The following is a 22,992-nucleotide window of genomic DNA, read 5'->3' as shown; positions in this document are numbered from 1 at the left end:
GCGGTTTCCAGCACCGGTGGTCGCCGCTTCCGTACGGGAGCGGCGACCACCGGGTGGGTCAGCTGTCGAGCTGCGCCAGGGCCTCGGTGGCGATCTTCTCGAAGACGGCCTCGTCCGCTGCGAAGTCGGAGTCCGGGATCGGTGCGTGGATCACCAGCTCGGTGAACCCCAGCTCGCGATGCCGTCCTGCGAAGTCGACGAACGCGTCCACGGACGCGAGCACGGTGTTGGCCTCGGGAGTGAAGCCGGTCAGCAGGATCTTCTCCATGGGCTCGGGAGCCCGGCCGACCTCCACGAAGGCCTTCTCAAGCCGTTCGAGCTGCCCTCGCAGAGCCTCCCGCGACTGCTCGGGCGTGCCGCTCTCGAAGAGTTTCGGGTCACCCGTGGTCACCCACGCCTGCCCGTGCCGGGCGGCGAGCCGCAGACCCCGCGGGCCGGTCGCGGCGACCGCGAACGGCAGCCGCGGCCGCTGCACACAGCCGGGGATGTTGCGGGCCTCCTCGGCGGAGTAAAAGGTGCCCTCGTGGCTCACGGCCCCCTCGGTCAGCAACCGGTCCAGCAGGGGCACGAACTCGGCGAAGCGATCGGCGCGCTCACGCGGGGACCATGCCTCCTGACCCAGGGCCGTGGCGTCGAAGCCGTTTCCACCGGCGCCGATACCGAGGGTGATCCGGCCGTCCGATACGTCGTCCAGGCTGATGAGGTCTTTGGCGAGGGTCACCGGATGACGGAAATTCGGCGAGGTGACGAGCGTGCCCAGGCGCATCCGCTCGGTGGCGGCGGCCGCCGCGGTCAGTGTGGGCACCGCACCGAACCAGGGACCGTCGCGGAAGCTCCGCCACGACAGGTGGTCGTAGGTGTAGGCGGTGTGGAACCCGAGCTGCTCGGCGCGCAGCCACTGGTCCCGACCCCCCTCGTGCCATCGACGTACCGGAAGGATCACCGTGCTCAGACGCAGACTCATGCATCGAGCCTACGGTGGGGCCGATGTTTCACGTGAAACATCGACCCGCAGACGTGTTTCACGTGAAACACCGTCGATCACCCAGCGAGCAGACTGGCTTGATCATGGTCCGGCCCTCTCCTCCCATGGGCGAAGATGGAGCCGTGACCTCGGCTCCTCAGTGCCCGGACGGGCAGACCCCCGCGCCCCGGCTCATCGCCACCGACCTCGACGGCACCCTGCTCCGGGATGACCAGTCCGTCTCGCCGCGTACCGTCGCGGCGCTCGCCGCCGCCGAGGAGGCGGGCATCGAGGTCTTCTTCGTCACGGGGCGGCCCGCCCGGTGGATGGACGTGGTCGCCGACCACGTCCACGGACACGGCCTCGCGATCTGCGCCAATGGCGCTGCGGTGGTCGACCTGCACGCAGGACGGGAATTCGTACAGGTCAGGGCCCTCCCGAGGACGTCCGCCCTGTCCGTCGTCGAAGCCCTGCGCGCGGCGGCACCCGGTACGTCCTTCGCGGTCGAGCTGACCACCGGCATCAACTACGAGCCGGCCTACCCTCCCTTCTTCAAGGATCCGGGCGCCAGGCTCGCGACCGCCGAGCAGTTGCTCCGTGACAACACGGACGGCAGTGCCGCACCCGTTCTCAAACTGCTGGCGCACCACTCCGAAATCACCCCGGACGAGTTCCTCGCACTGGCCCGCTCCGCCGCCGGCTCGTACGCGTCGATCACCCGGTCCAGCCCCACCGCCCTGCTGGAGATCAGCGGGCACGGCGTGTCCAAGGCGAGCACCCTGGCTCTGTGCTGCGCCGAGCGGGGCATCTCCCCCGCCGAGGTCGTCGCGTTCGGGGACATGCCGAACGACGTCGAGATGCTCAGCTGGGCGGGCACCTCCTACGCGATGGGCAACGCCCACCCCGATGTGATCGCTGCCGCGTCCGGCCGTACGGTCGCCAACAACGAGGACGGGGTCGCCCTCGTCATCGAGCGCATCCTGGCGGAACGCCTCGCACGGCACCAGGCCTAGGCAGCGCGACCAGGCGCTACTGGAGCGGGGCCTCCCACACCAGGGTGGTCCCGCCACCGTCCTCCCCGATGCCGGGGCCGTAGGAGCTCGTGCCGCCGAGCGACTCCGCCCGCCGCCGCAGGTTGCGCAAGCCGCTGCGCCTGCCGCTGTCGGGGATGCCCACCCCGTCGTCGGCGACTTCAAGCCGGACTCCGGGCCTGCCGTCGGGCAGTGTGACGGTGCAGTCCAGGACCACCTCGATCCGGGAGGCGTCGGCGTGCCGGAAGGCGTTGGACAGCGCCTCGCGCAGCGCGGCGATCAGGTTCTTGCCGACGAGCTCGCCGACGACCGTGTCGACCGGCCCGAGGAAGCGGTGCGCGGGCTTGAAACCCAGGGGAACGGCCGCCATGTTGATCTCCCGCAGAACGCGGGTGCGCAGCCCGGACGGTGCCTCCGCAGGCCCCTGCTGGAGGGCGAAGATCGCCGTGCGGATCTCCTGGATCGTGACGTCCAGTTCGTCCACGGCCTTGCCCACCCCGTCCCGGACTTCGGGAACGATCGACCGGCGCTGGGCCCCCTCCAGCATCATCCCGGTGGCGAACAGCCGCTGGATGACGAGGTCGTGCAGGTCGCGGGCGATCCGATCGCGGTCCTCGAAGACCGCCAGCCGCTCCCGGTCGCGTTGTGCCTCGGCCATCATCAGGGCGAGCGCCGCCTGTGAGGCGAACTGAGTGGCCAGGGTCCGTTCGGCCTCGGTGAAGGGTCGCTTGCCGCGCGCACGGGGGGTGACCAGCGCGCCCAGCACGCGCCCGCCGCTGTGCAGGGGCAGCATCATGCAGGGGCCGTACTGGCTGGTGAGCGGGCTGATCATACGGGGGTCCGCCGAGGCGTCGTCCGTGAAGACCGGCTCGCCGCGCAGCAGATGGCCGGCCACCGGGCTCTCACCGGGGACCACCACGCCGAGCGACGTGGCCGGGTTCTCCGCCGATACGGCGACGATCTCCATCCCGCCCTCTTCGGCCGGCAGCAGGACGATCCCGGCGGCGGAGTCGGCCAGTCGGCGGGCCTGCTCGGCCACCACCGAGAGGGCATCGTCGGCGTCCCCGCCGGACAGCAGGGCCGTGGTGACGGCGACCGAGCCGTCGATCCAGCGCTCGCGCTGGGTGGCCGCCTCGTACAGTCGGGCATTGCCGATGGCGATGCCCGCCTCGGTGGCCAGAACCCGGACCATGTGGACGTCGTAGTCGTTGAACTCGACGCCGCCGTTCTTCTCGGCGAGGTACAGATTGCCGAATATCTCCCCCTGCACCCGGATCGGGACACCGAGGAACGTCTTCATGGGCGGGTGGTGCGCCGGGAAGCCCGCCGAGCGCGGGTCCTTCGTCAGATCGGCGAGCCGCACGGTGTCGGAGTGCGAGATCAGCGCTCCGAGCAGACCCCGCTTCCCGTCCGGACGGTGTCCGATCTTCCGGGACACCTCCGGGCTGATCCCGTGGGTGACGAAGTCGGAGAGCCCGCGGCCCTCCGTGTCGACGACACCGATCGCCGCGTAGCGGGCCCCCGCGAGCTCGGCCGCTGTCTCGCAGATGCGGTCGAGGGTGGAGTGCAGCTCCAGGCCGGTCCCGACCGACCGCATGGCCTCCAGCAGCTGCGGTACCCGCGCCGTCAGCTCGGTGGACAGTCCGTGCAGGCTCCTGGTGGCCTCCGTGGCGACAGCCAGGGGATCCGATGTCCCCTGCGGCGGATCCGGCAGGGGATCCGGTGATTCCTGCGACGGCTGCACTGGCATGCCCTTGAGAGTAGTTAGTCCCCATTAGCGGGGAAAGTCGGCCAGAGTCCCGTCCGTCGCCCGTTCCCGCTCCAGCATTCGGCGCAGCGGCCCCTCGACCGCGGCCAGCTCCGCGTACCCGCCGCGCTGCACGACCTCGCCGCGGTCCAGCACGAGCACCTCGTCGACCGCGTCCAGGCCGGCCAGCCGGTGCGTGATCAGCACGGTGGTGCGGCCCTCCGTGGCGGCCAGCAGGTCCGCGGTCAGGGCGTCCGCCGTGGCCAGGTCCAGATGCTCGGCCGGCTCGTCCAGGACCAGTACGGGGAAGTCCGCCAGCAGTGCCCGGGCCAGGGCGAGGCGCTGGCGCTGGCCGCCCGAGATCCGCTCGCCGTGTTCGCCGACCAGCGTGTCCAGCCCGTCGGGGAGGCCGTCCGCCCATTCCAGCAGCCGGGCCGCAGCCAGAGCGTCCCTCAGCTGTTCCTCGCTCGCCCCGGTCCTGGCCAGCCGGAGGTTTTCCCGGACCGAGCTGTCGAAGAGGTGCGCGTCCTGGGCGCACAGCCCCACGAGCGCCCGTACGGCGTCGCTGTCGAGCGTGCGCGCGTCGGCGCCTCCCAGGGTGTAGAAGCCTTCGGCCGGGTCCAGGAACCGCAGCATGACCTGTGCCAGCGTGGTCTTGCCGGAGCCCGAGGGGCCGACGACCGCGATGCGGCGCCCGGCCTCCAGGGTGAGGTCCACCCCGCGCAGCGCGTCGTGTTCCTGGCCCGGATGGCGGGCGGAGAGCCCTGTCAGCCTGAGGGGGAAGGGCGAGGCGAGGGCCTCGGCGGGCTGCTCCGGCTCCGCAAGGGGAACGGGCGCGTCGATGACCTCGTAGACCCGCTCGGCGCTACGGCGCACCCGCTGGCGGTACTGGACGGCGAGGGGGAGTCCGGTCACCGCCTCGAACGCGGCGAGGGGCGTCAGGACCGCGACGGCCATGGCGACCCCGGACAGCCGGCCGTCGTGGACCGCGTTCGCGGCGACGGCCGCGGCGGCCACAACCGTGAGTCCGCAGACGAGGGCGGACAGCCCACCGCCCAGCCCGCCCGCGGCGGCGCCCCGCGCGGCGATGCGGGTCAGCACGCCGTCGCTCTCCCGGGCCCGGTCCTTGCGGTCCGCCAGCGCCCCGGCCACAGTCAGCTCCGCGGTGCCGGTCAGGAGGTCGGCCACCCGGGTGGCGAGCTCGCCCCGCGCGGGCGCGAGCCTGCGCTCCGCACGGCGGGCGCAGGCGCCGCTGACCAGGGGCACCCCGATGCCAGCGGCGAGGAGGCCGGCGGCGAGCACGGCTCCGGCCTCGGGCAGCAGCCATGTGGTGAAGGCGACGGAGCCCGTTCCGACGAGGACCGCGGTGCCGACGGGCAGCAGCCAGCGCAGCCAGTAGTCCTGCAGGGCGTCGGCGTCGGCGACCAGCCGGGCCAGCAGGTCCCCTCGGCGGTGTTCACGCAGCCCGGCGGGTGCGATGCGCTCCAGCCGCCGGTACACGGACACCCTGAGGTCGGCGAGCATCCGCAGGACGGCGTCGTGCGAGACGAGCCGTTCGGCGTACCGGAAGACGGCACGGCCCATTCCGAAGGCCCGGGTCGCGGTGACGGCCACCATCAGATAGAGGACGGGCGGTTGTTCGGAAGCCCTTGAGATCAGCCAACCCGACACGGCCATCAGTCCGACGCTGCAGCCGACAGCCAGTGATCCGAGCAGCAGCCCCAGCCTGAACCGTCCCTGCCATGCCCTGGCCACCGCCCGCACCCGGCGCAGCGGATCGGCTCCGCCCGCGTCCGCCGAGGTCCCGCCGATCCGCACCCGCTCGGGAGCGGCGCCGAGGATCCACTCCCCGGCGTCGGGGCCGAGGTCACCGGCGGCCGGCTCCTCGGCCGCCGTGGGCACCGCGGTGCGGGGGAGGGTGTCGGGCCCGTCGGGTACGGGGCCGGCCGCCATACGGACCACCCGGTCCGCGACGGCGAGCAGGGCCGGCCGGTGCACGACCAGCAGGACCGTCCGTCCCGCGGAGAGACGCCGGACGGCGTCCACGATCCCGGCCTCGGTCTCGCCGTCCAGCGCCGCCGTCGGCTCGTCCAGCAGCAGCACCGGCCGGTCGGCCAGGAAGGCCCGCGCCAGCGCCAGCCGCTGCCGCTGCCCGGCGGACAGGCCCACGCCGCCCTCGCCCAGCAGGGTCTCGGCCCCGCGCGGCAGCGCGGAGACGAACTCCCAGGCGCCGGCGTCCTCCAAAGCGGCGGCCACCTCACTGTCCCGGGCCCCGGGCCGGGCCAGCCGTACGTTCTCGGCGACGGTTCCGGCGAACAGGTGCGGCCGCTGCGGCACCCACGCGATCCGCTCCCGCCACTGCTCCGGCGACAGCTCGGCCAGGTCCACGCCCGCGATCCGCACCCGCCCGGCGGTCGGCCGCACGAACCCCAGCAGCACCTGGAGCAGCGTGGACTTGCCGGCCCCGCTCGGGCCGGTGAGGGCCACGCACTCCCCCGGTCCGACGGTCAGCGAGACGGGGCGGGGCGAGTCCTCGTCCCGGCCCTCGTAGCGGACGGCGACCCCGTCGATCTCGATTCGCAGGGGAGCACCGCCGGGCAGCTCCGCCGTACCGGCCGGGCCGGCGGCGGGGCTCTCCAGGACCTCGAAGATCTCCTCGGCGGCTGCCAGCCCCTCTGCGGCCGCGTGGTACTGCGCGCCCACCTGCCGCAGCGGCAGGTAGGCCTCGGGCGCCAGGATCAGGATGACCAGGCCGGTGTAGAGGTCGAGTTCGCCGTGGACGAGGCGCATGCCGATGGTCACGGCCACCAGCGCGACCGACAGGGTCGCCAGCAGTTCCAACGCGAAGGACGAGAGGAAGGCGATCCGCAGCGTCCGCATCGTCGCCCGGCGGTAGTCGTCGGTGATCTTGCGGATCGACTCGGCCTGCGCCTTGGCCCGGCCGAAGACCTTCAGCGTGGGAAGACCGGCCACCACGTCGAGGAAGTGCCCAGACAGCCGCGACAGCAGCCGCCACTGGCGGTCCATCCGGGACTGGGTGGCCATGCCGATGAGGACCATGAAGACCGGGATGAGGGGGAGGGTGACCACGATGATGGCCGCCGACACCCAGTCCTCGGTGACGATGCGGGCGAGTACCGCCACCGGCACCACGACGGCGAGCCCCAACTGGGGCAGGTAGCGGGAGAAGTAGTCGTCGAGCGCGTCCACGCCGCGGGTGGCCAGCGACACCAGCGATCCGGTGCACTGACCGCCCGCACGCCCGGGCCCGAGCTCCGCGGCCCGGTCCAGCAGGCGGCCCCGCAGTTGCGACTTGACCGCCGCACTGGCGCGGTGCGCGGCCAGCTCCGTCAGCCACGCGACCAGGGCGCGGCCGAGGGCGACCGCCGCGAGAAGCAACAGCGGCGTACGGAGCGCCGCAGCGTCGAGGCCCTGCTCGAAGGCGCCGACCACGATCTCGGCGACGAGCATCGCCTGGCCGACCACCAGCCCCGCCCCGGCAAGCCCCAGGGCCACCACCGCCCCCAGGAAGAGGCGGGTGGACCGGGCGTACCGGAGCAGGCGCGGGTCGATCGGTTTCACGTGAAACATCCTCCGGGGGAGGGCCGGCCGGGCCGGCGGGGCAGGTGGCGCGGGGGCGCGGGCACGTCCGCGAACACGGGAGTCAGTGCGCGTCGACGATGTGCTGCGTCCCGATCCGCTTGCGGAACACCCAGTACGTCCACCCCTGGTAGAGCAGCACGAGCGGGGTGGCCACAGCGGCACACCAGGTCATGATCTTCAGCGTGTACGGGCTGGACGAGGCGTTGGTGACCGTGAGGCTCCAAGCCGGGTCGAGCGAGGAGGGCATCACGTTCGGGAAGAGCGTCAGGAAGAGCATCGCGACGGCCGCCGCGATGGTGATCCCGGACAGGGCGAACGACCAGCCCTCGCGGCCCGCCAGGTTGAAGCCGAGCGCGCCGAGCAGGGCCGTCACCGCGACGGCCATCGCGATCAGGCTCTTGCCGTCGCCGTGCGAGACCTGCGTCCAGATGAGGAAGACCAGCGCCAGGACGGCGGTGACGAGACCCAGCGTCGTCGCCGTCCTGCGCGCCCGGTCGCGGATGTCGCCGACGGTCTTGAGCGAGGCGAAGACCGCGCCGTGGAAGGTGAACAGCGTGAGAGTGACCAGCCCGCCGAGCAGCGAGTAGACGTTGAGCAGGTCGAGGAAGGTGCCGACGTACTCCTTGTCCTGGTCGATCTTCACTCCGCGCACGATGTTGGCGAAGGCCACACCCCACAGGAAGGCGGGGATCAGCGAGGTCCAGAAGATCGCGTGTTCCCAGTTGGCCTGCCAGCTCTCCTCCGGGCGCTTGTGCCGGTACTCGAAGGCCACACCCCGGATGATCAGGCAGACCAGGATGAGCAGCAGCGGCAGGTAGAAGCCGGAGAAGAGGGTGGCGTACCAGTCGGGGAAGGCGGCGAAGGTCGCACCGCCCGCCGTGAGCAGCCAGACCTCGTTGCCGTCCCATACGGGCCCGATGGTGTTGATCAGGACCCGCTTCTCCGTACGGTCGCGGGCGAGCAGCTTGGTCAGCACGCCGATGCCGAAGTCGAAGCCCTCCAGGAAGAAGTAGCCGATCCACAGGACGGCGATCAGCGCGAACCAGACGTCGTGGAGCTCCATGGTGCGTTCTCCTCAGCCTCAGTACGAGAAGGCCATCGGCCGGTCGGGGTTCTTGTCGTCCCCGCCGATCTTGGTGGGCGGGTTGAGGTCGGCCTCGGTGAGCTCCGGCGGGCCGAGCTTGACGTACTTGACCAGGAGCCTGACCTCGATCACGGCGAGCACGGCGTAGAGCAGGGTGAAGCCGATCATCGAGGTGAGCACCTCGGCCTGGGAGACGTGCGGCGAGACCGCGTCGCGGGTGCGCAGGACCCCGTAGACCACCCACGGCTGGCGGCCCATCTCGGTGAAGATCCAGCCCCAGGAGCTCGCGATGAGCGGGAAGCCCGTGGTCCAGAGGGCGACGATCCAGTAGAGGTTGCCGATCCTGGGGCTCAGCGCCTTCTTGAAGAGCACCAGGTTCGGGACCTCGTCCTCCCCGGTGCGCAGCCCCGGCGGCAGCAGGAACTTCTTGCGGGTCAGCCAGAGCCCCAGCACGCCCACACCGAGCGAGGCCATGCCGAAGCCGATCATCCAGCGGAAGCCCCAGTAGGCGACGGGGATGTTGGGCCGGTAGTCGCCCGGCCCAAACTTCTCCTGCTCGGCCTTGTTGACGTCGTTGATGCCCGGGACGAAGGAGGTGAAGTCGTCGTTGGCCAGGAAGGAGAGCAGACCCGGGATCTCTATGGCCACCTTGTTGTGGCCCTTCTCGACGTCTCCGTAGGCGAAGACGGAGAAGGGGGCGGGCGCCTCGCCGTCCCAGAGGGCCTCGGCAGCGGCCATCTTCATGGGCTGCTGCTTGAACATGACCTTGCCCAGCAGGTCGCCGCTGATCGCGGTGCCCAGGCCGGCGATGATCAGGACGACGAGGCCCAGGCGCAGCGAGCTGCGCATCACCGGGACGTGCTTCTTGCGTGCCAGGTGGTAGGCGGAGATGCCGGCCATGAACGCACCGCCGACGAGGAAAGCGGCCGTGATCGTGTGGAAGAACTGGGTGAGCGCGGTGTTCTGGGTGAGCACCAGCCAGAAGTCGGTGAGCTCGGCCCGGCCCCGCTCCTCGTTGATCCGGTATCCGACCGGGTGCTGCATCCAGGAATTGGCCGCCAGGATGAAGTAGGCGGACAGGACGGTGCCGATGGACACCATCCAGATGCAGGCCAGGTGGATCTTCTTGGGCAGCTTGTCCCAGCCGAAGATCCACAACCCGATGAAGGTGGACTCGAAGAAGAACGCGATCAGCGCCTCGAAGGCGAGGGGGGCTCCGAAGATGTCACCCACGAACCGCGAGTAGTCGGACCAGTTCATGCCGAACTGGAACTCCTGGACGATGCCGGTGACGACACCCATCGCGATATTGATCAAGAAGAGCTTTCCCCAGAACTTGGTGGCTCTGAGGTACTTCTCCTTCTCGGTGCGCACCCAAGCGGTCTGCAGGCCTGCCGTGAGCGCGGCCAGCGAGATCGTCAAGGGCACGAAGAGGAAGTGATAGACGGTGGTGATGCCGAACTGCCATCGCGCCAGGGTTTCTGGCGCCAGAGCCAGGTCCACGTCCTCGTCTCCTTCGTGTCGCCGTGATCACAGGGGAGGCCTGCCTTCCGAGCCCGCCCAATCCGGGAGGAAGCAGACACGCTTGTGAACGCGTTCACATTCACAAGCATTATGGCGCACGGCTTTCGGTCGCCTTCACCCGGGGTACCCCTCTAGCCAATCAATTCAACAGATTGTTGAATGCGGCTCATGCAGATTCGAATCTCCTGGCCTGCGGGCCAGCTCACCGCAACCCTCGACGAGACCCCGACCAGCAAGGCGCTGGCCGAGGCCCTTCCGATCTCCGCCTCCGCGAACACATGGGGCGAGGAGGTCTACTTCGACACCGGCGTCTGCGTGGCCCTGGAGGACGACGCCCGACAGGTGGTCGAGCCCGGCACGGTCGCGTTCTGGACCGAGGGCGACGCCCTCGCGCTGCCCTACGGCCCGACGCCGATCTCGCGCGGAGGCGAGAGCCGCCTCGCGAGCCCGTGCAACGTGCTCGGCTCGTTCGACGGCGACCCCCGCCTGCTGTCCACCGTCCGCGACGGCGATCCCGTCCGCGTGGAACTGGCCTGAGGCTGCCGCCCCACCCGTCCGCGCGGCGGTCCGGCCGACAGGACGGAGGCCCCCGGTGCCCCGTGCCGCGTCGGCGCCCGTGCCGCGTCGGCGTCCGGCGCCCTCCGTGTCCGGCGCCGTCCGCGTCCGCGTTCCCGGGTTCGCGTTCGCGTTCTCGCGTTCGCCTTCCCGTTCGCAGGTTCGCGTTCGCGTTCGCCCTGCGGAACCCGGAGGCCTCGCAACGTAGCGGCCGTGGAGCCTAGAGCTCCTTGAAGAACGCCCCCGCCGTGTGCAGGAAGAGGTCGTTCGCCTCGGGCTCACCGATCGTGACCCGCAGGCCCTCACCCGCGAAGGGCCGGACCACCACACCGGCCTTCTCGCAGGCGGCCGCGAAATCCACGGTCCGCTCGCCGAGCCGCAGCCACACGAAGTTCGCCTGCGTGTCCGGCACGGTCCATCCCTGCGCCAGCAGCGTCTCGTGGACCCGCGCCCGCTCGCCCACCAGCGCCCCGACGCGGCCCATCAGCTCGTCCTCGGCGCGCAGTGAGGCAACCGCCGCGTCCTGCGCGAGCTGGCTGACGCCGAAGGGAACCGCCGTCTTGCGCAGCGCCGCGGCCACCCGCTCATGCGCGACCGCGAAGCCGACCCGCAGGCCGGCGAGACCGTACGCCTTGGAGAACGTACGCAGCACGGCGACGTTGGGGCGGTCGCGGTAGAGCTCGATGCCGTCCGGGACGTCCGTGTCGCGCACGAACTCGCGGTACGCCTCGTCCAGGACCACCAGGACGTCCGAGGGCACCTGGTCCAGGAACCGCTCCAGCTCGGCCCGGCGCACGGCGGTGCCGGTGGGGTTGTTCGGGTTGCAGACGAAGATCAGCCGGGTCCGCTCGGTGATCGCCGCGGCCATGGCGTCCAGGTCGTGCACGTCGCCCTCGGTCAGCGGGACCTGCACCGAGGTCGCGCCCGAGATCTGCGTGATGATCGGGTACGCCTCGAAGGAGCGCCAGGCGTACATGACCTCGTCGCCCGGACCCGCGGTGGACTGGATCAGCGACTGGGCCACGCCCACCGAGCCGGTGCCGGTGGCCACGTGCTCGACCGGCACGCCGAACCGCTCGGCGATCTCGTTCACCAGACCGGTGCAGGCCATGTCGGGGTAGCGGTTGAAGGTCCCGGCCGCCGTGACGGCGCTCTCCAGCACACCCGGCAGCGGCGGGTACGGGTTCTCGTTCGAGGACAGCTTGTACGCGACGGGCCCGCCCGCGGCTGCCGGCTTGCCGGGCTTGTATGTCGGAATGCCGTCCAGCTCGGCGCGCAGCTTCGGGCTGTTCTCGCTCACCGCAGGTCCTCCTCGACCGTCCCGTACGACGTCGCCGTCGACTCAATACTGCTCACCTTATGAGGATTCCGCCCTTCCGAGAATGGGGGCGCCTGGAATGAGGGGGAGCGCACGCATATATGCGCGCGCCGGTGGCCTGCGCCGTGGCGCGCATCCCTCGTGCAGGTGAGTTGAGACCGACCCGAATCCCCACCGTTTTGGCATGCCCGGACCCGCCGACAAGCCCCACCAGCTACCCACGCCGCCAAAAGCCTTCATTTCCAAGGTCATTGGGGGTGGCGAACCATGCAGAAACGTGCCTGTCAACGCGTGCATATGCACCCGGACCGAGCACCCCACCGAGCCCTACTATCGGCTCGCCATGACAGCAGCAGGGAAGCATCAGGTGAGCCGGACCGAGACCACCCGGCGGGCCGCCGGCCGACAGGGCCGGGCCGGCATCAGGGACGTGGCCGCCGCGGCGGGCGTCTCCATCACGACCGTCTCCGACGCGCTCAATGGCAAGGGACGGCTGCCCGACGCCACCCGCCGCCACGTTCGCGAGGTCGCCGACCGGCTGGGCTACCGCCCCTCGGCCGCCGCCCGCACCCTCCGTACCGGCAAGTCCGGCCTCATCGGCCTGACCGTGACGACATACGGGGATGAACCTTTCACCTTCACCGAATTCGCCTACTTCGCCGAGATGGCCAGGGCCGCCACCTCGGCGGCGCTCGCCCGCGGATACGCCCTCGTCATCCTCCCGGCCACCTCCCGCCACGACGTGTGGTCCAACGTCGCCCTCGACGGCACCGTCGTCATCGACCCCTCCGACCACGATCCCGTCGTCACCGAGCTCGTCCGCCAGGGCCTGCCCGTGGTCTCCGACGGCCGGCCCGCCGGCTCCCTCCCCGTGACCGCCTGGGTCGACAACGACCACGAGGCCGCCGTGCTCGGCCTCCTCGACCACCTCGCCGCGGCCGGCGCCCGCCGGATCGGGCTGCTGACGGGCACCACCACCGACACCTACACCCGCCTGTCCACCACCGCCTACCTCAACTGGTGCGAGCGCGTCGGCCAGGACCCGGTCTACGAGTCCTACCCCGCCCACGACCCGTGCGCGGGCGCCGTCGCCGCCGACCGGCTCCTCGCCCGCCCCGACCGCCCCGACGCCGTCTACGGACTCTTCGACCCCAACGGCACCGACCTGCTCGCCGCCGCCCGCCGCTACGGCCTGCGCGTCCCCGAGGACCTGCTGCTGGTGTGCTGCAGCGAGTCCACCGTGTACGCCAACACCGAGCCGCCCATCACCACCCTGTCCCTCAAACCGCGCCGCATCGGCACCGCCGTCGTGCAGCTGCTCATCGACGCGATCGAGGGCGTGGACACCGGCCGCCCGGTCGAACAGGTCGTCCCGACCGAGCTGATCATCCGTACCTCGTCGCAGCGCAGGCAGCCCCGAACGACCGTCAGCCCGCCCCGATCTCCCGCCCAGGACTGACCGGCAGACCGCCCGGTCGGCCTGATCGGCGGTCGGTCCAGGATTTCAGCAACGGCAATATCGGGCAAAAACGGTAGGAACGATACGCTCCGCAAAGGATTCACCACCCCTGGTGCGTCACAGAGCGCGAGCCGCATTCCTATGATGGGCGCACGACATCACGGACCCTCCTCCCCGGAGGTCAGGAGGGTCCGCAGGTGTACGGCAGCGCGACGGTGGTGGAGGGGTCGATGACTCAGGGGGCCGGTCAGGGACCCGCGATGCGGACGGAAACGCTGCGGGACTTCCGGGTGCCAGTCACCGAACCCGCCGCTCCGTACGCCGTATCCACCGGTCTGCCCGACGAGGCCCCCGTGTACGGCGAGTACCCCGCGTACTACGAGGACGGCGCACAGGCCGTCGTGCCGCCGCAGCCGGGCTACGCGCCGCAGCCGCCCGCGTCCGACGCGCCGCCGGTCCCGCACCGCGATCCGCGCCAGGATCCCCGCCACGAGGAGCACCTGCACGGGCGACCCCAGGTCCCGGGGCAGGGGCAGGCGCAGGTCCCGGGCCAGGGACGCGCCCACGCGCACACCGATGCCGAACCGGTGCACTCGATGACCAAGGGCCCCGAGGAGGACGAGCCCGAGGGCTACACCCCGACCTACCGGGACCTCCCCGTCATCGGCCGTGCCCCGCTCGGCGGCCCCGGCGACACCGTCCAGGTCCAGTACGTCCCGCAGGACACCGCCGGCCCCGGCCCGCTGTACGTCGTCGGCGACGTCCACGGCTACCTCGACGAGCTCGTCACCGAGCTGCGCGCCCAGGGCCTGATCGACGGGGAGGGCCGCTGGTCCGCGGGCAACGCCCGGCTCTGGTTCCTCGGCGACTTCACCGACCGCGGCCCGGACGGCATCGGCGTCATCGACCTCGTCATGCGGCTGTCCGCCGAGGCGGCCGCCGCAGGCGGCTACTGCAAGGCCCTGATGGGCAATCACGAACTGCTGCTCATCGGCGCCAAGCGGTTCGGCGACACCCCCGTCGTCTCGGGCGCCGGCACCGCCACCTTCCAGGCCGCCTGGCTGCTCAACGGCGGCCAGCGCACCGACATGGAGCGCCTGCAGGACGTACACATCCAGTGGATGTCGCGGCTGGACGCCGCCGTGCTGGAGGAGGACCACCTGCTGCTGCACTCCGACACCACGGCCTACCTCGACTACGGCGACTCCATCGAGGACGTCAACGACACCATCCACGAGCTCCTCAACCGGGGCGACGTCGACATCACCTGGGACCTCTTCCGGAAGTTCACCAAGCGCTTCGCGTTCCGCGACGAGGAGACCGGCCCGCAGGCCGTCCGCGAACTGCTCGACACCTACGGCGGCAGCCGCGTCGTGCACGGCCACAGCCCCATCCCGTACCTGCTCGGCGAAGTGGGCACCGAGGACGGCGACGAGACGCGCGGCCCGGAGGCCGTGGACGGCCCGCACGTCTACGCGGACGGGCTCGCCATCGCGATGGACGGCGGCGTGACGATGGCCGGCAAGCTGCTCGTCGTACGGCTTCCGCTGAGCGACTGAGAGCTTACGCAGAGGGGTATTTCCGGAAAGCCCCTGTCACGGCATGGTGTGGGCGCTCTACCATCGCTCTATCCGTAGCAGGCTCTCCTCCGTTTCAGCCGGCGTCCGGGTCTACGCGGGCAAACCGGCTTCTACGGAGCATCGGGGGATGCACATGACCAGCGCTCCGCACCTGCTGACCGAAGACCGACCCGAGTTCGAGCGGCTCATCGACGAGGCACTGCGCGCCGCGAGCGAACGGCCCGAGCTCGCCACGCTCGGCGAACGGCTGAACGCCGAACAGCTGCGCACCATGGCCCAGGGCGCCAGCGCCCTGCTGGCGGCCGCGGCGGCCGCCGAGTACGGGCACTACGTGAAGGTCCGCGAGGAACGCCGCGACGAGGCGCTCTGCGCACCCGCCGCGAGGGGGGACGAGGACGACACCCGCGACAGCGGTGGCGGCGCGGGCGTCAGCGCCGTGGTCGCGGTCCTCGCGCCGGTCCTGGCGGGCACCGCCATGCTGATCTTCCTGCTCGTCGGCTACATCCTGAAGCTGATCGAGCCCGAACCGGCCTTCGCGCAGACCATGCTGACGGCGGGTTGGCTCTTCGGGGCGCTCACCGCGGCCGCCCTGCTCTTCGCCGTGATCGGGCTGCTGGTCACGGCCGTCCGCAACAGTGCGACCGAGGTGGCCGCGGACGAGACCGAGGCGATACCCGACGAGGTGGCGCGGGCCCGCGAGGCCTGGCGGCACGCCCTGCTGGAGCGCGGCATCATCCCGTTCCTGCGGGACGCGCTGGCCGACCCGAGCGCGGGCCCGGGCTTCCCGACCCCCCGCACGCCGGGGGCCGGGCGCATCCCCAGTCTGGGGTACACCCGGCCCGATTTCACCAGCCCGGGAACCCCGTCGCAGGGATCCCCGCCCGGCTACACGCCACCGGACTTCACGAGCCCGGACTTCGGCGGCCCCGAGCACCGGCCGGAGCTGTGACTCCGGCCGGCCCGGCGGTCTACTTCAGCGTCTTGGACAGGTGGTTGGGATCCGCGCCCTCCAGGGGCCGACTGCGCAGCGGCGGCGGGGTCTCGACCAGCGCGTTCACCGGCGTCCAGTCGTCGTTGCAGGTGAGGGTCGGAGGGTTGTTGCCCGGGTTCACCGTGCAGGTGGTCTCCCAGACCCTGCCGTTGGGAGCCACCGTCTCCACGTTGACGAGACCGGCCTGGTCACTGACCGAGATGCCGCACGCCCCCTCGGGGAAGTCCGTGTTGTCGCTGAGGTCGTACCACGTGAAGTCGTCCGGCGGAGCCGGGGTGAGGCTCCGGATGCCGACCCAGGCCTGACCGTCGATCAGTACGGACTTGACCTCAGTGGCAGCACTGGGCTTGTAGGCGGCGATGTCGGTGCACTGGCCCGCGCCGGTCGCACCTGTGGCACCCGTGGCGCCCGTCGCGCCCGTCGCACCCGTCGCACCCGTGGCACCGGTCGCGCCGTCGGCTCCGTCCTCGCCCGGCTCGCCCTGCGGGCCGCGCGGGCCCCTGGGGCCCGTAGGCCCGCGTTGGCCCTCGCAGTCGTCACCGCCGCCGCGCGGTCCGGCCTGGGTGTCCGCCATCATCGGATCGTGCTTCGTGCTCTTCTTCGCCGTGCAGTCACCGCCGCCGGTCGGGCTCGCCGACCGGACCGTCGTGGCCGCCTGGACGCCCTGCGCGGTGGCGAACGCCGGGCTGGCGATTCCCGCCACCACCAGTGCGAGCGATGCCAGCGTGCCTCCCTTCACCACAGCACTCCGCCGGGCCACCGGGCCGAGGGGTGACCTGGTCCTGTTCACGGGGCTCATATCCGCCGCTCCTTCTTGAAACCGAATCCGACGATGCGCGATCGGCCCGGGACGGGCCGCCTCGCCCATAGTCGGTAAATCGGATTGGAAGCACCGGTTGCCTCGCTCGGCAGTCATCTCATCGGACCAGCGGCAGAGCCCCAATGGCGGCTCGGACCGTGGCTTCCTTGAACGCCACCGGCAGGGTCCCTACGGTCGCCTCACGGTCGTCTTCACCCCCACCCCGTGGACGGGATCCTTGAACGCAAAAGTCTGTCTGAACATGATCGTAAAGAACGAGGCCGCGGTGATCAGGCGCTGTCTCGAATCCGTGCGCCCCTTGATCGATTCCTGGGTGATCGTCGACACCGGGTCGACGGACGGCACCCAGGAGATCATCCGGGAATTCCTCGGCGATCTCCCCGGTGTCCTGCACGAACGCCCCTGGAAGGGATTCGACGGAAGCCGCAGCGAGGCGATCGAGCTGGCCCGCTCCAGCGCCGACTACCTGCTGTTCGTCGACGCGGACGACGTGATCGAGGTGGACCCCGGATTCCGCATGCCCGAGCTCACCTTCGATTCCTACGGCATCGCGGTGCACCACCGGCCGGTCATCCACTGGCGGCCCGCTCTGGTCTCCACCCGATTGCCGTGGAAATACGTCGGCGTCCTGCACGAGTACCTCGACTGCGAGGTGCCGTTCACCCGCGGAGTTCTCGAAGGCTTCCATATCCGCGTCATCGGCGGCGGAGCCCGGCAAGGCGAAGGAGGGGACCGGGAGAAGTACCTCCGCGATGCCGGGATCCTCGAAAAGGGGCTGCTCGAAGAGCCGGAGAATGCCCGCTACGCCTTTTACCTGGCCCAGAGCTGGCGCGACGCGGGCGAGCCGGAGAAGTCCCTGGCGGCCTACGACCGGAGGGCGGCCATGGGCGGCTTCGCCGAGGAGGCCTTCTGCGCCCGGCTCTACGCGGCACGGCTCGCGGCGAACCTCCGGCGCCCGCCGGCCGAGGTGATGGACCGCTACCTCCGCGCCCACGAGAGCCGCCCCGGGCGGGCCGAGGCACTCGGCGATCTGGCCCGCCTCTGCCGTCTCGACGGCCGCTTCGAGCTGGCGTACCTGTTCGCCCGTCAGGCGGCACGGATCCCGCGCCCCGAGGACATCCTGTTCGTCGAGTTCGACTGGTACGAGTGGCGCGCGCTCGACGAGCTCGCGGTGGCCGCGTACTGGGTCGGGGCGTACGAGGAGTCGCTGGAGTGCTGCGAACGCCTCCTGCGGGAGGGCGGGCTTCCGCAGGGCCAGCGCGAACGGGTCGGCGAGAACCGCGCGTTCGCCCTGGCCAAGCTGGGCCCGGAGTACCAGGTGGTGGCCTGACGGCCGCCGCTCCCGCACGGCCGAGGGGCCGGAGGCGTCCACGGCCCGGGACGCGTCCGGCCCCTCGGCACGAGCTCTGCCGGCGGGAGCGGTTCAGGTGAGCTTCGCGCATCGTGTCCGCCGTGCAGTGCCTGCCCCCGGAGGACCGGAGCAGAGGGGCGCGAGCGCGCCGGCCCTGCGCCGACCGTCTCCGTTCCTCCGTTCCTGCGCAGCACGCGGAACGGGGCGGTCCCGCGACTCCCCCCATGGGTCGCGGGTCCGCCCCGTGGCCGGCCTGCCGGACCGGTCTGCCGGACCGGTCTCCGTCGGCCGGCGGCAGGTGGAGACGCGCGTCGCCCGAGCCGCGGACTCGGCGGACTCCTCCGCCAGGCCGCCCGCATCTGGCGGGCCGTCAGCACCACGCCGAGCCATCGTGGCTCGCAGTCACCTCCAGGCCGTACTCCTCGGCGTTCGCCCGAGGCTCCCCCTCCATGCCGTAGGAGCTCGGGAACCACACCGACAGATGGGCGGTGACAGTGCCGTACGGCTTGGAGAAGCACAGGCCGTCGCGCCTGTCACGGCCCGGCTGCCATCCGTCCTTCGCCGCCGTGGCACGGTAGAAGGCGAGCAACTCCTCACGGGGACCCGTGTGCTCGTAGTACTGACCGGCGGCGGCGAAGCCGTCGTCCTCGTCACAATTCGAGTAGCGCTTGCCCGACTTCGGTGCATCCGGCGGACGGACATCGAGGATGGCGAACGCCGCCAGCTCCTCTGCCAACGCCTCGTCCCTGAAGGTGCAGCCGTAGAACCCCCCGGAAGCGGCCCAGACGCCGGCCACGCCACAACCCGCCAGGACGGTCAGACCCAGCAGCCCCAACACCAGCACCTTACGCACCTTCCGCACCTTCATGACGCGGAGCCTAGCGATCACCTCCAGGCACCCGACACCAGGCGGATCGACCAGTGGGCCGACGGGCGGCAGGACCCGGACCAGTGACGACGCGCTGCTCCGGGAGCCGCTTCACCTCCCGGAGCAGTACGCTCGCCGGCCCACCCGGTGTCAGTCCGCCAGCGGCAGGTAGACCCGGTTGCCCGAGGCCGCGAACTCCTTGGACTTCTCCAGCATCCCGGCCTCGATCTCCTCCGGGGTGGCGTCCGCTTCACCGCCGAACTGCTCCGTGATGCTTCTGCTGATCTTCATCGAGCAGAACTTCGGACCGCACATGGAGCAGAAGTGCGCGGTCTTGGCCGGCTCGGCAGGGAGGGTCTCGTCGTGGAACTCACGGGCCGTGTCCGGGTCCAGGGCCAGGTTGAACTGGTCCTCCCAGCGGAACTCGAACCGCGCGTCGGACAGGGCGTCGTCCCACTCCTGGGCGCCCGGGTGCCCCTTGGCGAGGTCCGCGGCGTGCGCCGAGATCTTGTACGTGATCACGCCGGTCTTCACGTCGTCCCGGTTGGGCAGACCCAGGTGCTCCTTGGGCGTGACGTAGCAGAGCATCGCCGTGCCCCACCAGGCGATCATCGCGGCGCCGATGCCGGAGGTGATGTGGTCGTACGCGGGCGCGATGTCCGTGGTCAGCGGGCCGAGCGTGTAGAACGGCGCCTCCTCGCAGATCTCCTGCTGGAGGTCGATGTTCTCCTTGATCTTGTGCATCGGGACGTGGCCCGGGCCCTCGATCATCGTCTGGACGTTGTGGCGCTTGGCGATGGTGTTGAGCTCGCCCAGCGTCTTCAGCTCCGCGAACTGCGCCGCGTCGTTGGCGTCCGCGATGGAACCGGGACGCAGGCCGTCACCCAGGGAGTACGTGACGTCGTACGTCGCCAGGATCTCGCAGAGCTCCTCGAAGTTCGTGTAGAGGAAGTTCTCCTTGTGGTGCGCCAGGCACCAGGCGGCCATGATCGAGCCGCCGCGCGAGACGATGCCGGTCTTGCGGCGGGCGGTCAGCGGCACGTAGGGCAGGAGCACGCCGGCGTGGACCGTCATGTAGTCGACGCCCTGCTCGGCCTGCTCGATGACCGTGTCCTTGTAGATCTCCCAGGTGAGGTCCTCGGCCTTGCCGTCGACCTTCTCCAGCGCCTGGTAGAGCGGCACGGTGCCGATCGGCACGGGGGAGTTGCGCAGCACCCACTCGCGGGTGGTGTGGATGTTGCGGCCGGTCGAGAGGTCCATGACCGTGTCCGCGCCCCAGCGGGTCGCCCAGGTCATCTTCTCCACCTCCTCCTCGATGGAGGAGGTGACGGCGGAGTTGCCGATGTTGGCGTTGACCTTCACCAGGAACTTCTTGCCGATGATCATCGGCTCGATCTCCGGGTGGTTCACGTTCGCCGGGAGCACCGCGCGACCCGCGGCGATCTCCTCGCGGACGACCTCGGGCGAGACGTTCTCGCGGATCGCGACGTACTCCATCTCCGGGGTGATCTCGCCCCGGCGGGCGTACGCGAGCTGCGTGACCGCGGCGCCGTCCCGGCCGCGGCGGGGCTGGCGGGGGCGGCCCGGGAAGACGGCGTCGAGGTTCTTGAGACCGCCGCGCGGCGAGGTGTGCTTGATGCCGTCGTCCTCGGGGCGGACCGGACGGCCGGCGTACTCCTCGGTGTCGCCGCGGCCGATGATCCAGTTCTCGCGCAGCGGCGCGAGGCCCCGCCGCACATCGGTCTCGATCTGCGGGTCGGTGTACGGACCGGACGTGTCGTAGAGCGTCACGTCCTTGCCGTTGGTGAGGTGGACCTGGCGGACCGGCACCCGGATGTCGGGGCGGGAGCCCGCCACGTAGCCCTTGTGCCAACCCGGCTTGCGCTCGGTCGTGCCGTCGGCGTCCTGGCTGACGGCAGGCGTGCGTGCGTCCTGAATGGTCATGAGACCTGATCTCCCTACGCCGGCATTACCCGGTAACAGGTTCGGCGGTCGACGCAGCCTCCTCCCGTACGCATTCGTGATCGCGTACGGTGATCAGCGCCCTCTCAGCCCGGTGCTCCGAGCTCCCGCGTTGTGCAAAGTAGCCCCCACGCTAGCGTCATCCATGGCGTGCTGAACAGTGGGCCCCCTCATCTCTTGCGATGATCTGCTGGTGACGTCCTCGCCGCAGCCCCCCACCGAGCCCACCGACCCCCACGGCCACTCCGGCCACGCACACACGGGAAACGGGCCTTCCTCCGGCCACTCCCACAGCCACGGTCACGGGCCGGCCGCCCCTGTCTCGAAGCACCTGCGCAAGGTCATCGCGGCCGTCCTGATCCCCTTCGCCGTCGCCGTCTTCGTCGGCCTGGCGGTCCTCTGGCCGGGCGGCACGCCGGACCACGAGCGCAGCGGGGTGGGCTTCGACCGGCAGACCCAGCAGGCCAAGGTCGTCTCGCTGGAACTCGTCGACTGCAAATCCGTGAACGCCTCGCAGGTGCCGCCGGCCGGCGAGGGGTCCACCCCGGCGGGCGGCGGGGCCCGGCCCGCGCAGACCGGCGACTGCAAGAAGGCCACCGTCGAGATCGGGAGCGGCCCGGACAAGGGACGCACCTTCGTGGAGATCGTCCAACCGGGCGCGCCGCGGCAGTTGGCGGACGGTCAGGAGGTGGTGGTGGCGTACGCCCCCGACGCGCCCCGCGACCTCCAGTACTCGGTGATCGACGTGAACCGCAAGCTCCCGCTGGCGGTGCTGGCCGGCATCTTCGCGCTCTCGGTCGTCCTGGTCGGGCGGATGCGCGGGCTGTTCGCGCTGATCGCGCTGGTCGTCAGCTTCGGCGTGCTGACGCTCTTCATCCTCCCCGCCATCCTCCAGGGGTCGAACCCGCTGGTGGTCGCGGTGGTCGGGGCGAGCGCGATCATGCTGATCGCGCTCTACATGTGCCACGGCCTGACCGCCCGCACCTCGGTGGCCGTCCTGGGCACGCTCGTGTCGCTGCTGCTGATCGGCCTGCTGGGCTCGGTGTTCATCGACTGGGCGTTCCTCAGCGGCAACACCGACGACAACACAGGTCTGATCCACGGGCTCTACCCGGACATCGACATGAGCGGCCTGCTGCTCGCCGGGATCATCATCGGATCGCTCGGCGTCCTCGACGACGTGACGGTCACCCAGACCTCGGCGGTCTGGGAACTCCACCAGGCGGACCCGTCGATGGGCCCGCGGTCCCTGTACCGGGCCGCCATCAGGATCGGCCGCGACCACATCGCGTCGGTGGTCAACACCCTGGTGCTGGCCTACGCGGGCGCCGCGCTCCCGCTGCTCCTGTTGTTCTCGATCGCCAACAGCAGCATGGGTTCGGTGGCCAACAGCGAGCTGGTCGCGGTGGAGATCGTACGGACCCTCGTCGGCTCGATCGGGCTGGTGGCCTCGGTGCCCGTGACCACGGCGCTGGCCGCGCTGGTGGTTTCGGCCGACCGGCCGGAATCCCCGGCCGTCGCACCGGGCTCGGGACCGGTACGCGGCGGCCGGGGCCGACGGCGCAAGCGCTGAACGGCGGTTCGGCCCGGGTGGTGGGCCGGTCCGGGCGGCGGTTCAGCCGGCGTTCTGCTCGTTCTGCTTCGACTCGGCCAGGATTCTGCCGAGCGCCTCGTCCAGGTGTTCCTCGAAATCGCCCGTGCTCCGCTCCTGTCCGAGCGGAACGAGCCGGTCGGTGCGGTCGAGGAACGCGACGAGCGGCGCCGCGCCGGCCCGGAACAGGGCCCGGTCGCCGCCGACCTGGAGCCGGATGTGGACGTCGGACAGCTCCTCGGGGCTGGTGGGGGCGATGTGCACGTCGCCGTCACCGCAGGGCTTGTTGATGCCGTCGAGGAGCAACTCCCGGCCGAACGCCCAGGTCACGGGCGCGTCTCCGGGAAGGTGGAAGGTCAGGCGGACTGCGTAGGGGTCACGGGCGTCGTACCGGAGTTCCACCGGGATCCGGAACGAGAGCTCCTCGGAAACGAGGAAACTCATCATGACCTCTGCCTGTACGGACTCGCGCATTGCCTACCCCGCTGTAGTGGAAGTGGCCAGGAATGATCCCCCAGGGCCCTCTTGACAAGAGTGGTGGAAG

Annotated in this window: 17 protein-coding genes; 7 read left to right on the top strand and 10 right to left on the bottom strand. The window is 70.8% G+C overall.

Annotated features, from left to right (window positions below):
* Positions 1 to 58: 58 nt before the first annotated feature.
* Entirely contained in the window at positions 59 to 964 is a 906-nt protein-coding gene (locus AVW11_RS09680; RefSeq protein ID WP_076043752.1) for an LLM class flavin-dependent oxidoreductase, read from the bottom strand.
* Between the two features lie 125 nt (positions 965 to 1,089).
* On the opposite strand from AVW11_RS09680, the gene AVW11_RS09675 reads away from it, so the two are divergent.
* Positions 1,090 to 1,977, top strand: coding sequence for a Cof-type HAD-IIB family hydrolase (locus tag AVW11_RS09675; RefSeq protein WP_078094662.1), 888 nt, complete (start codon positions 1,090 to 1,092; stop codon positions 1,975 to 1,977).
* Positions 1,978 to 1,993: 16 nt separating this feature from the next.
* Here AVW11_RS09675 and AVW11_RS09670 read toward each other — a convergent pair whose 3' ends face one another.
* The 4 genes from AVW11_RS09670 to AVW11_RS09655 all read right to left on the bottom strand — a co-directional run bounded on the left by AVW11_RS09670 (position 1,994) and on the right by AVW11_RS09655 (position 9,932).
* Positions 1,994 to 3,745 carry a GAF domain-containing sensor histidine kinase gene (locus tag AVW11_RS09670; RefSeq protein ID WP_079070419.1) on the bottom strand — a complete coding sequence of 584 codons (1,752 nt, stop codon included), beginning with the start codon at positions 3,743 to 3,745 and terminating at the stop codon, positions 1,994 to 1,996.
* A 24-nt stretch (positions 3,746 to 3,769) separates the two neighbouring features.
* Positions 3,770 to 7,324, bottom strand: a complete 3,555-nt coding sequence (gene cydD, locus AVW11_RS09665) for a thiol reductant ABC exporter subunit CydD (protein WP_076043750.1) — start codon at positions 7,322 to 7,324, stop codon at positions 3,770 to 3,772.
* 82 nt (positions 7,325 to 7,406) lie between these two features.
* On the bottom strand, positions 7,407 to 8,408 hold the full coding sequence (gene cydB, locus AVW11_RS09660) for a cytochrome d ubiquinol oxidase subunit II (protein ID WP_060177179.1): 1,002 nt from the start codon (positions 8,406 to 8,408) through the stop codon (positions 7,407 to 7,409).
* An 18-nt stretch (positions 8,409 to 8,426) separates the two neighbouring features.
* Positions 8,427 to 9,932: a cytochrome ubiquinol oxidase subunit I gene (locus tag AVW11_RS09655; protein WP_030839431.1), complete on the bottom strand. Its 1,506-nt coding sequence runs from the start codon at positions 9,930 to 9,932 to the stop codon at positions 8,427 to 8,429.
* Positions 9,933 to 10,121: 189 nt separating this feature from the next.
* On the opposite strand from AVW11_RS09655, the gene AVW11_RS09650 reads away from it, so the two are divergent.
* Positions 10,122 to 10,490, top strand: coding sequence for a cyclophilin-like fold protein (locus AVW11_RS09650; RefSeq protein ID WP_234362139.1), 369 nt, complete (start codon positions 10,122 to 10,124; stop codon positions 10,488 to 10,490).
* Between the two features lie 238 nt (positions 10,491 to 10,728).
* Here the strand turns inward: AVW11_RS09650 and hisC are convergent, their stop codons facing one another.
* The gene (gene hisC / locus AVW11_RS09645; protein WP_060177177.1) at positions 10,729 to 11,808 is read right to left on the bottom strand and encodes a histidinol-phosphate transaminase; all 1,080 of its coding nucleotides are present in this window, start codon (positions 11,806 to 11,808) and stop codon (positions 10,729 to 10,731) included.
* 361 nt (positions 11,809 to 12,169) lie between these two features.
* Between hisC and AVW11_RS09640 the strand changes: the two genes are divergently transcribed.
* From AVW11_RS09640 to AVW11_RS09630, 3 genes are all read left to right on the top strand, one after another.
* Positions 12,170 to 13,285, top strand: coding sequence for a LacI family DNA-binding transcriptional regulator (locus AVW11_RS09640; protein WP_030028209.1), 1,116 nt, complete (start codon positions 12,170 to 12,172; stop codon positions 13,283 to 13,285).
* 215 nt (positions 13,286 to 13,500) lie between these two features.
* Positions 13,501 to 14,844, top strand: a complete 1,344-nt coding sequence (locus tag AVW11_RS09635) for a metallophosphoesterase family protein (protein ID WP_079250571.1) — start codon at positions 13,501 to 13,503, stop codon at positions 14,842 to 14,844.
* 148 nt (positions 14,845 to 14,992) lie between these two features.
* A complete protein-coding gene (locus tag AVW11_RS09630) occupies positions 14,993 to 15,814 on the top strand; it encodes a membrane protein (RefSeq protein ID WP_030839419.1) in 822 nt (273 codons plus the stop codon).
* A 19-nt stretch (positions 15,815 to 15,833) separates the two neighbouring features.
* Here the strand turns inward: AVW11_RS09630 and AVW11_RS38010 are convergent, their stop codons facing one another.
* Positions 15,834 to 16,655 (bottom strand): hypothetical protein, encoded by an 822-nt coding sequence (locus AVW11_RS38010; protein WP_216825334.1) that lies wholly within the window; start codon positions 16,653 to 16,655, stop codon positions 15,834 to 15,836.
* A 262-nt stretch (positions 16,656 to 16,917) separates the two neighbouring features.
* On the opposite strand from AVW11_RS38010, the gene AVW11_RS09620 reads away from it, so the two are divergent.
* Positions 16,918 to 18,006, top strand: a complete 1,089-nt coding sequence (locus AVW11_RS09620; protein ID WP_063898447.1) for a glycosyltransferase — start codon at positions 16,918 to 16,920, stop codon at positions 18,004 to 18,006.
* 391 nt (positions 18,007 to 18,397) lie between these two features.
* Here the strand turns inward: AVW11_RS09620 and AVW11_RS09615 are convergent, their stop codons facing one another.
* Together AVW11_RS09615 and thiC are read right to left on the bottom strand one after the other, a co-directional pair.
* Positions 18,398 to 18,895 carry a hypothetical protein gene (locus tag AVW11_RS09615; protein ID WP_143568825.1) on the bottom strand — a complete coding sequence of 166 codons (498 nt, stop codon included), beginning with the start codon at positions 18,893 to 18,895 and terminating at the stop codon, positions 18,398 to 18,400.
* 150 nt (positions 18,896 to 19,045) lie between these two features.
* Positions 19,046 to 20,839 carry a phosphomethylpyrimidine synthase ThiC gene (gene thiC / locus AVW11_RS09610; RefSeq protein ID WP_030839408.1) on the bottom strand — a complete coding sequence of 598 codons (1,794 nt, stop codon included), beginning with the start codon at positions 20,837 to 20,839 and terminating at the stop codon, positions 19,046 to 19,048.
* 208 nt (positions 20,840 to 21,047) lie between these two features.
* Here thiC and AVW11_RS09605 point away from each other — a divergent pair, with 208 nt between their 5' ends.
* Positions 21,048 to 22,430 (top strand): YibE/F family protein, encoded by a 1,383-nt coding sequence (locus AVW11_RS09605; RefSeq protein ID WP_076043759.1) that lies wholly within the window; start codon positions 21,048 to 21,050, stop codon positions 22,428 to 22,430.
* Between the two features lie 42 nt (positions 22,431 to 22,472).
* Here AVW11_RS09605 and AVW11_RS09600 read toward each other — a convergent pair whose 3' ends face one another.
* Positions 22,473 to 22,922, bottom strand: a complete 450-nt coding sequence (locus AVW11_RS09600; protein WP_030839402.1) for an SsgA family sporulation/cell division regulator — start codon at positions 22,920 to 22,922, stop codon at positions 22,473 to 22,475.
* Positions 22,923 to 22,992 lie beyond the last annotated feature (70 nt).

This window comes from Streptomyces amritsarensis, from assembly GCF_001953875.1.
Classification (GTDB): domain Bacteria; phylum Actinomycetota; class Actinomycetes; order Streptomycetales; family Streptomycetaceae; genus Streptomyces; species Streptomyces amritsarensis.
This window is presented reverse-complemented; position numbering and strand designations above follow the sequence as displayed.

Excerpts from the sequence above, each read along its gene's own strand:
- AVW11_RS09600 (WP_030839402.1), bottom strand. The coding sequence starts at position 22,922 with ATGCGCGAGTCCGTACAGGCAGAGGTCATGATGAGTTTCCTCGTTTCC.
- AVW11_RS09680 (WP_076043752.1), bottom strand. The coding sequence starts at position 964 with ATGAGTCTGCGTCTGAGCACGGTGATCCTTCCGGTACGTCGATGGCAC.
- cydB (WP_060177179.1), bottom strand. The coding sequence starts at position 8,408 with ATGGAGCTCCACGACGTCTGGTTCGCGCTGATCGCCGTCCTGTGGATC.
- AVW11_RS38010 (WP_216825334.1), bottom strand. The coding sequence starts at position 16,655 with ATGAGCCCCGTGAACAGGACCAGGTCACCCCTCGGCCCGGTGGCCCGG.
- AVW11_RS09650 (WP_234362139.1), top strand. The coding sequence starts at position 10,122 with ATGCAGATTCGAATCTCCTGGCCTGCGGGCCAGCTCACCGCAACCCTC.
- AVW11_RS09640 (WP_030028209.1), top strand. The coding sequence starts at position 12,170 with ATGACAGCAGCAGGGAAGCATCAGGTGAGCCGGACCGAGACCACCCGG.
- AVW11_RS09620 (WP_063898447.1), top strand. The coding sequence starts at position 16,918 with ATGATCGTAAAGAACGAGGCCGCGGTGATCAGGCGCTGTCTCGAATCC.
- AVW11_RS09670 (WP_079070419.1), bottom strand. The coding sequence starts at position 3,745 with ATGCCAGTGCAGCCGTCGCAGGAATCACCGGATCCCCTGCCGGATCCG.
- AVW11_RS09630 (WP_030839419.1), top strand. The coding sequence starts at position 14,993 with ATGCACATGACCAGCGCTCCGCACCTGCTGACCGAAGACCGACCCGAG.
- AVW11_RS09675 (WP_078094662.1), top strand. The coding sequence starts at position 1,090 with ATGGGCGAAGATGGAGCCGTGACCTCGGCTCCTCAGTGCCCGGACGGG.
- AVW11_RS09615 (WP_143568825.1), bottom strand. The coding sequence starts at position 18,895 with ATGAAGGTGCGGAAGGTGCGTAAGGTGCTGGTGTTGGGGCTGCTGGGT.
- thiC (WP_030839408.1), bottom strand. The coding sequence starts at position 20,839 with ATGACCATTCAGGACGCACGCACGCCTGCCGTCAGCCAGGACGCCGAC.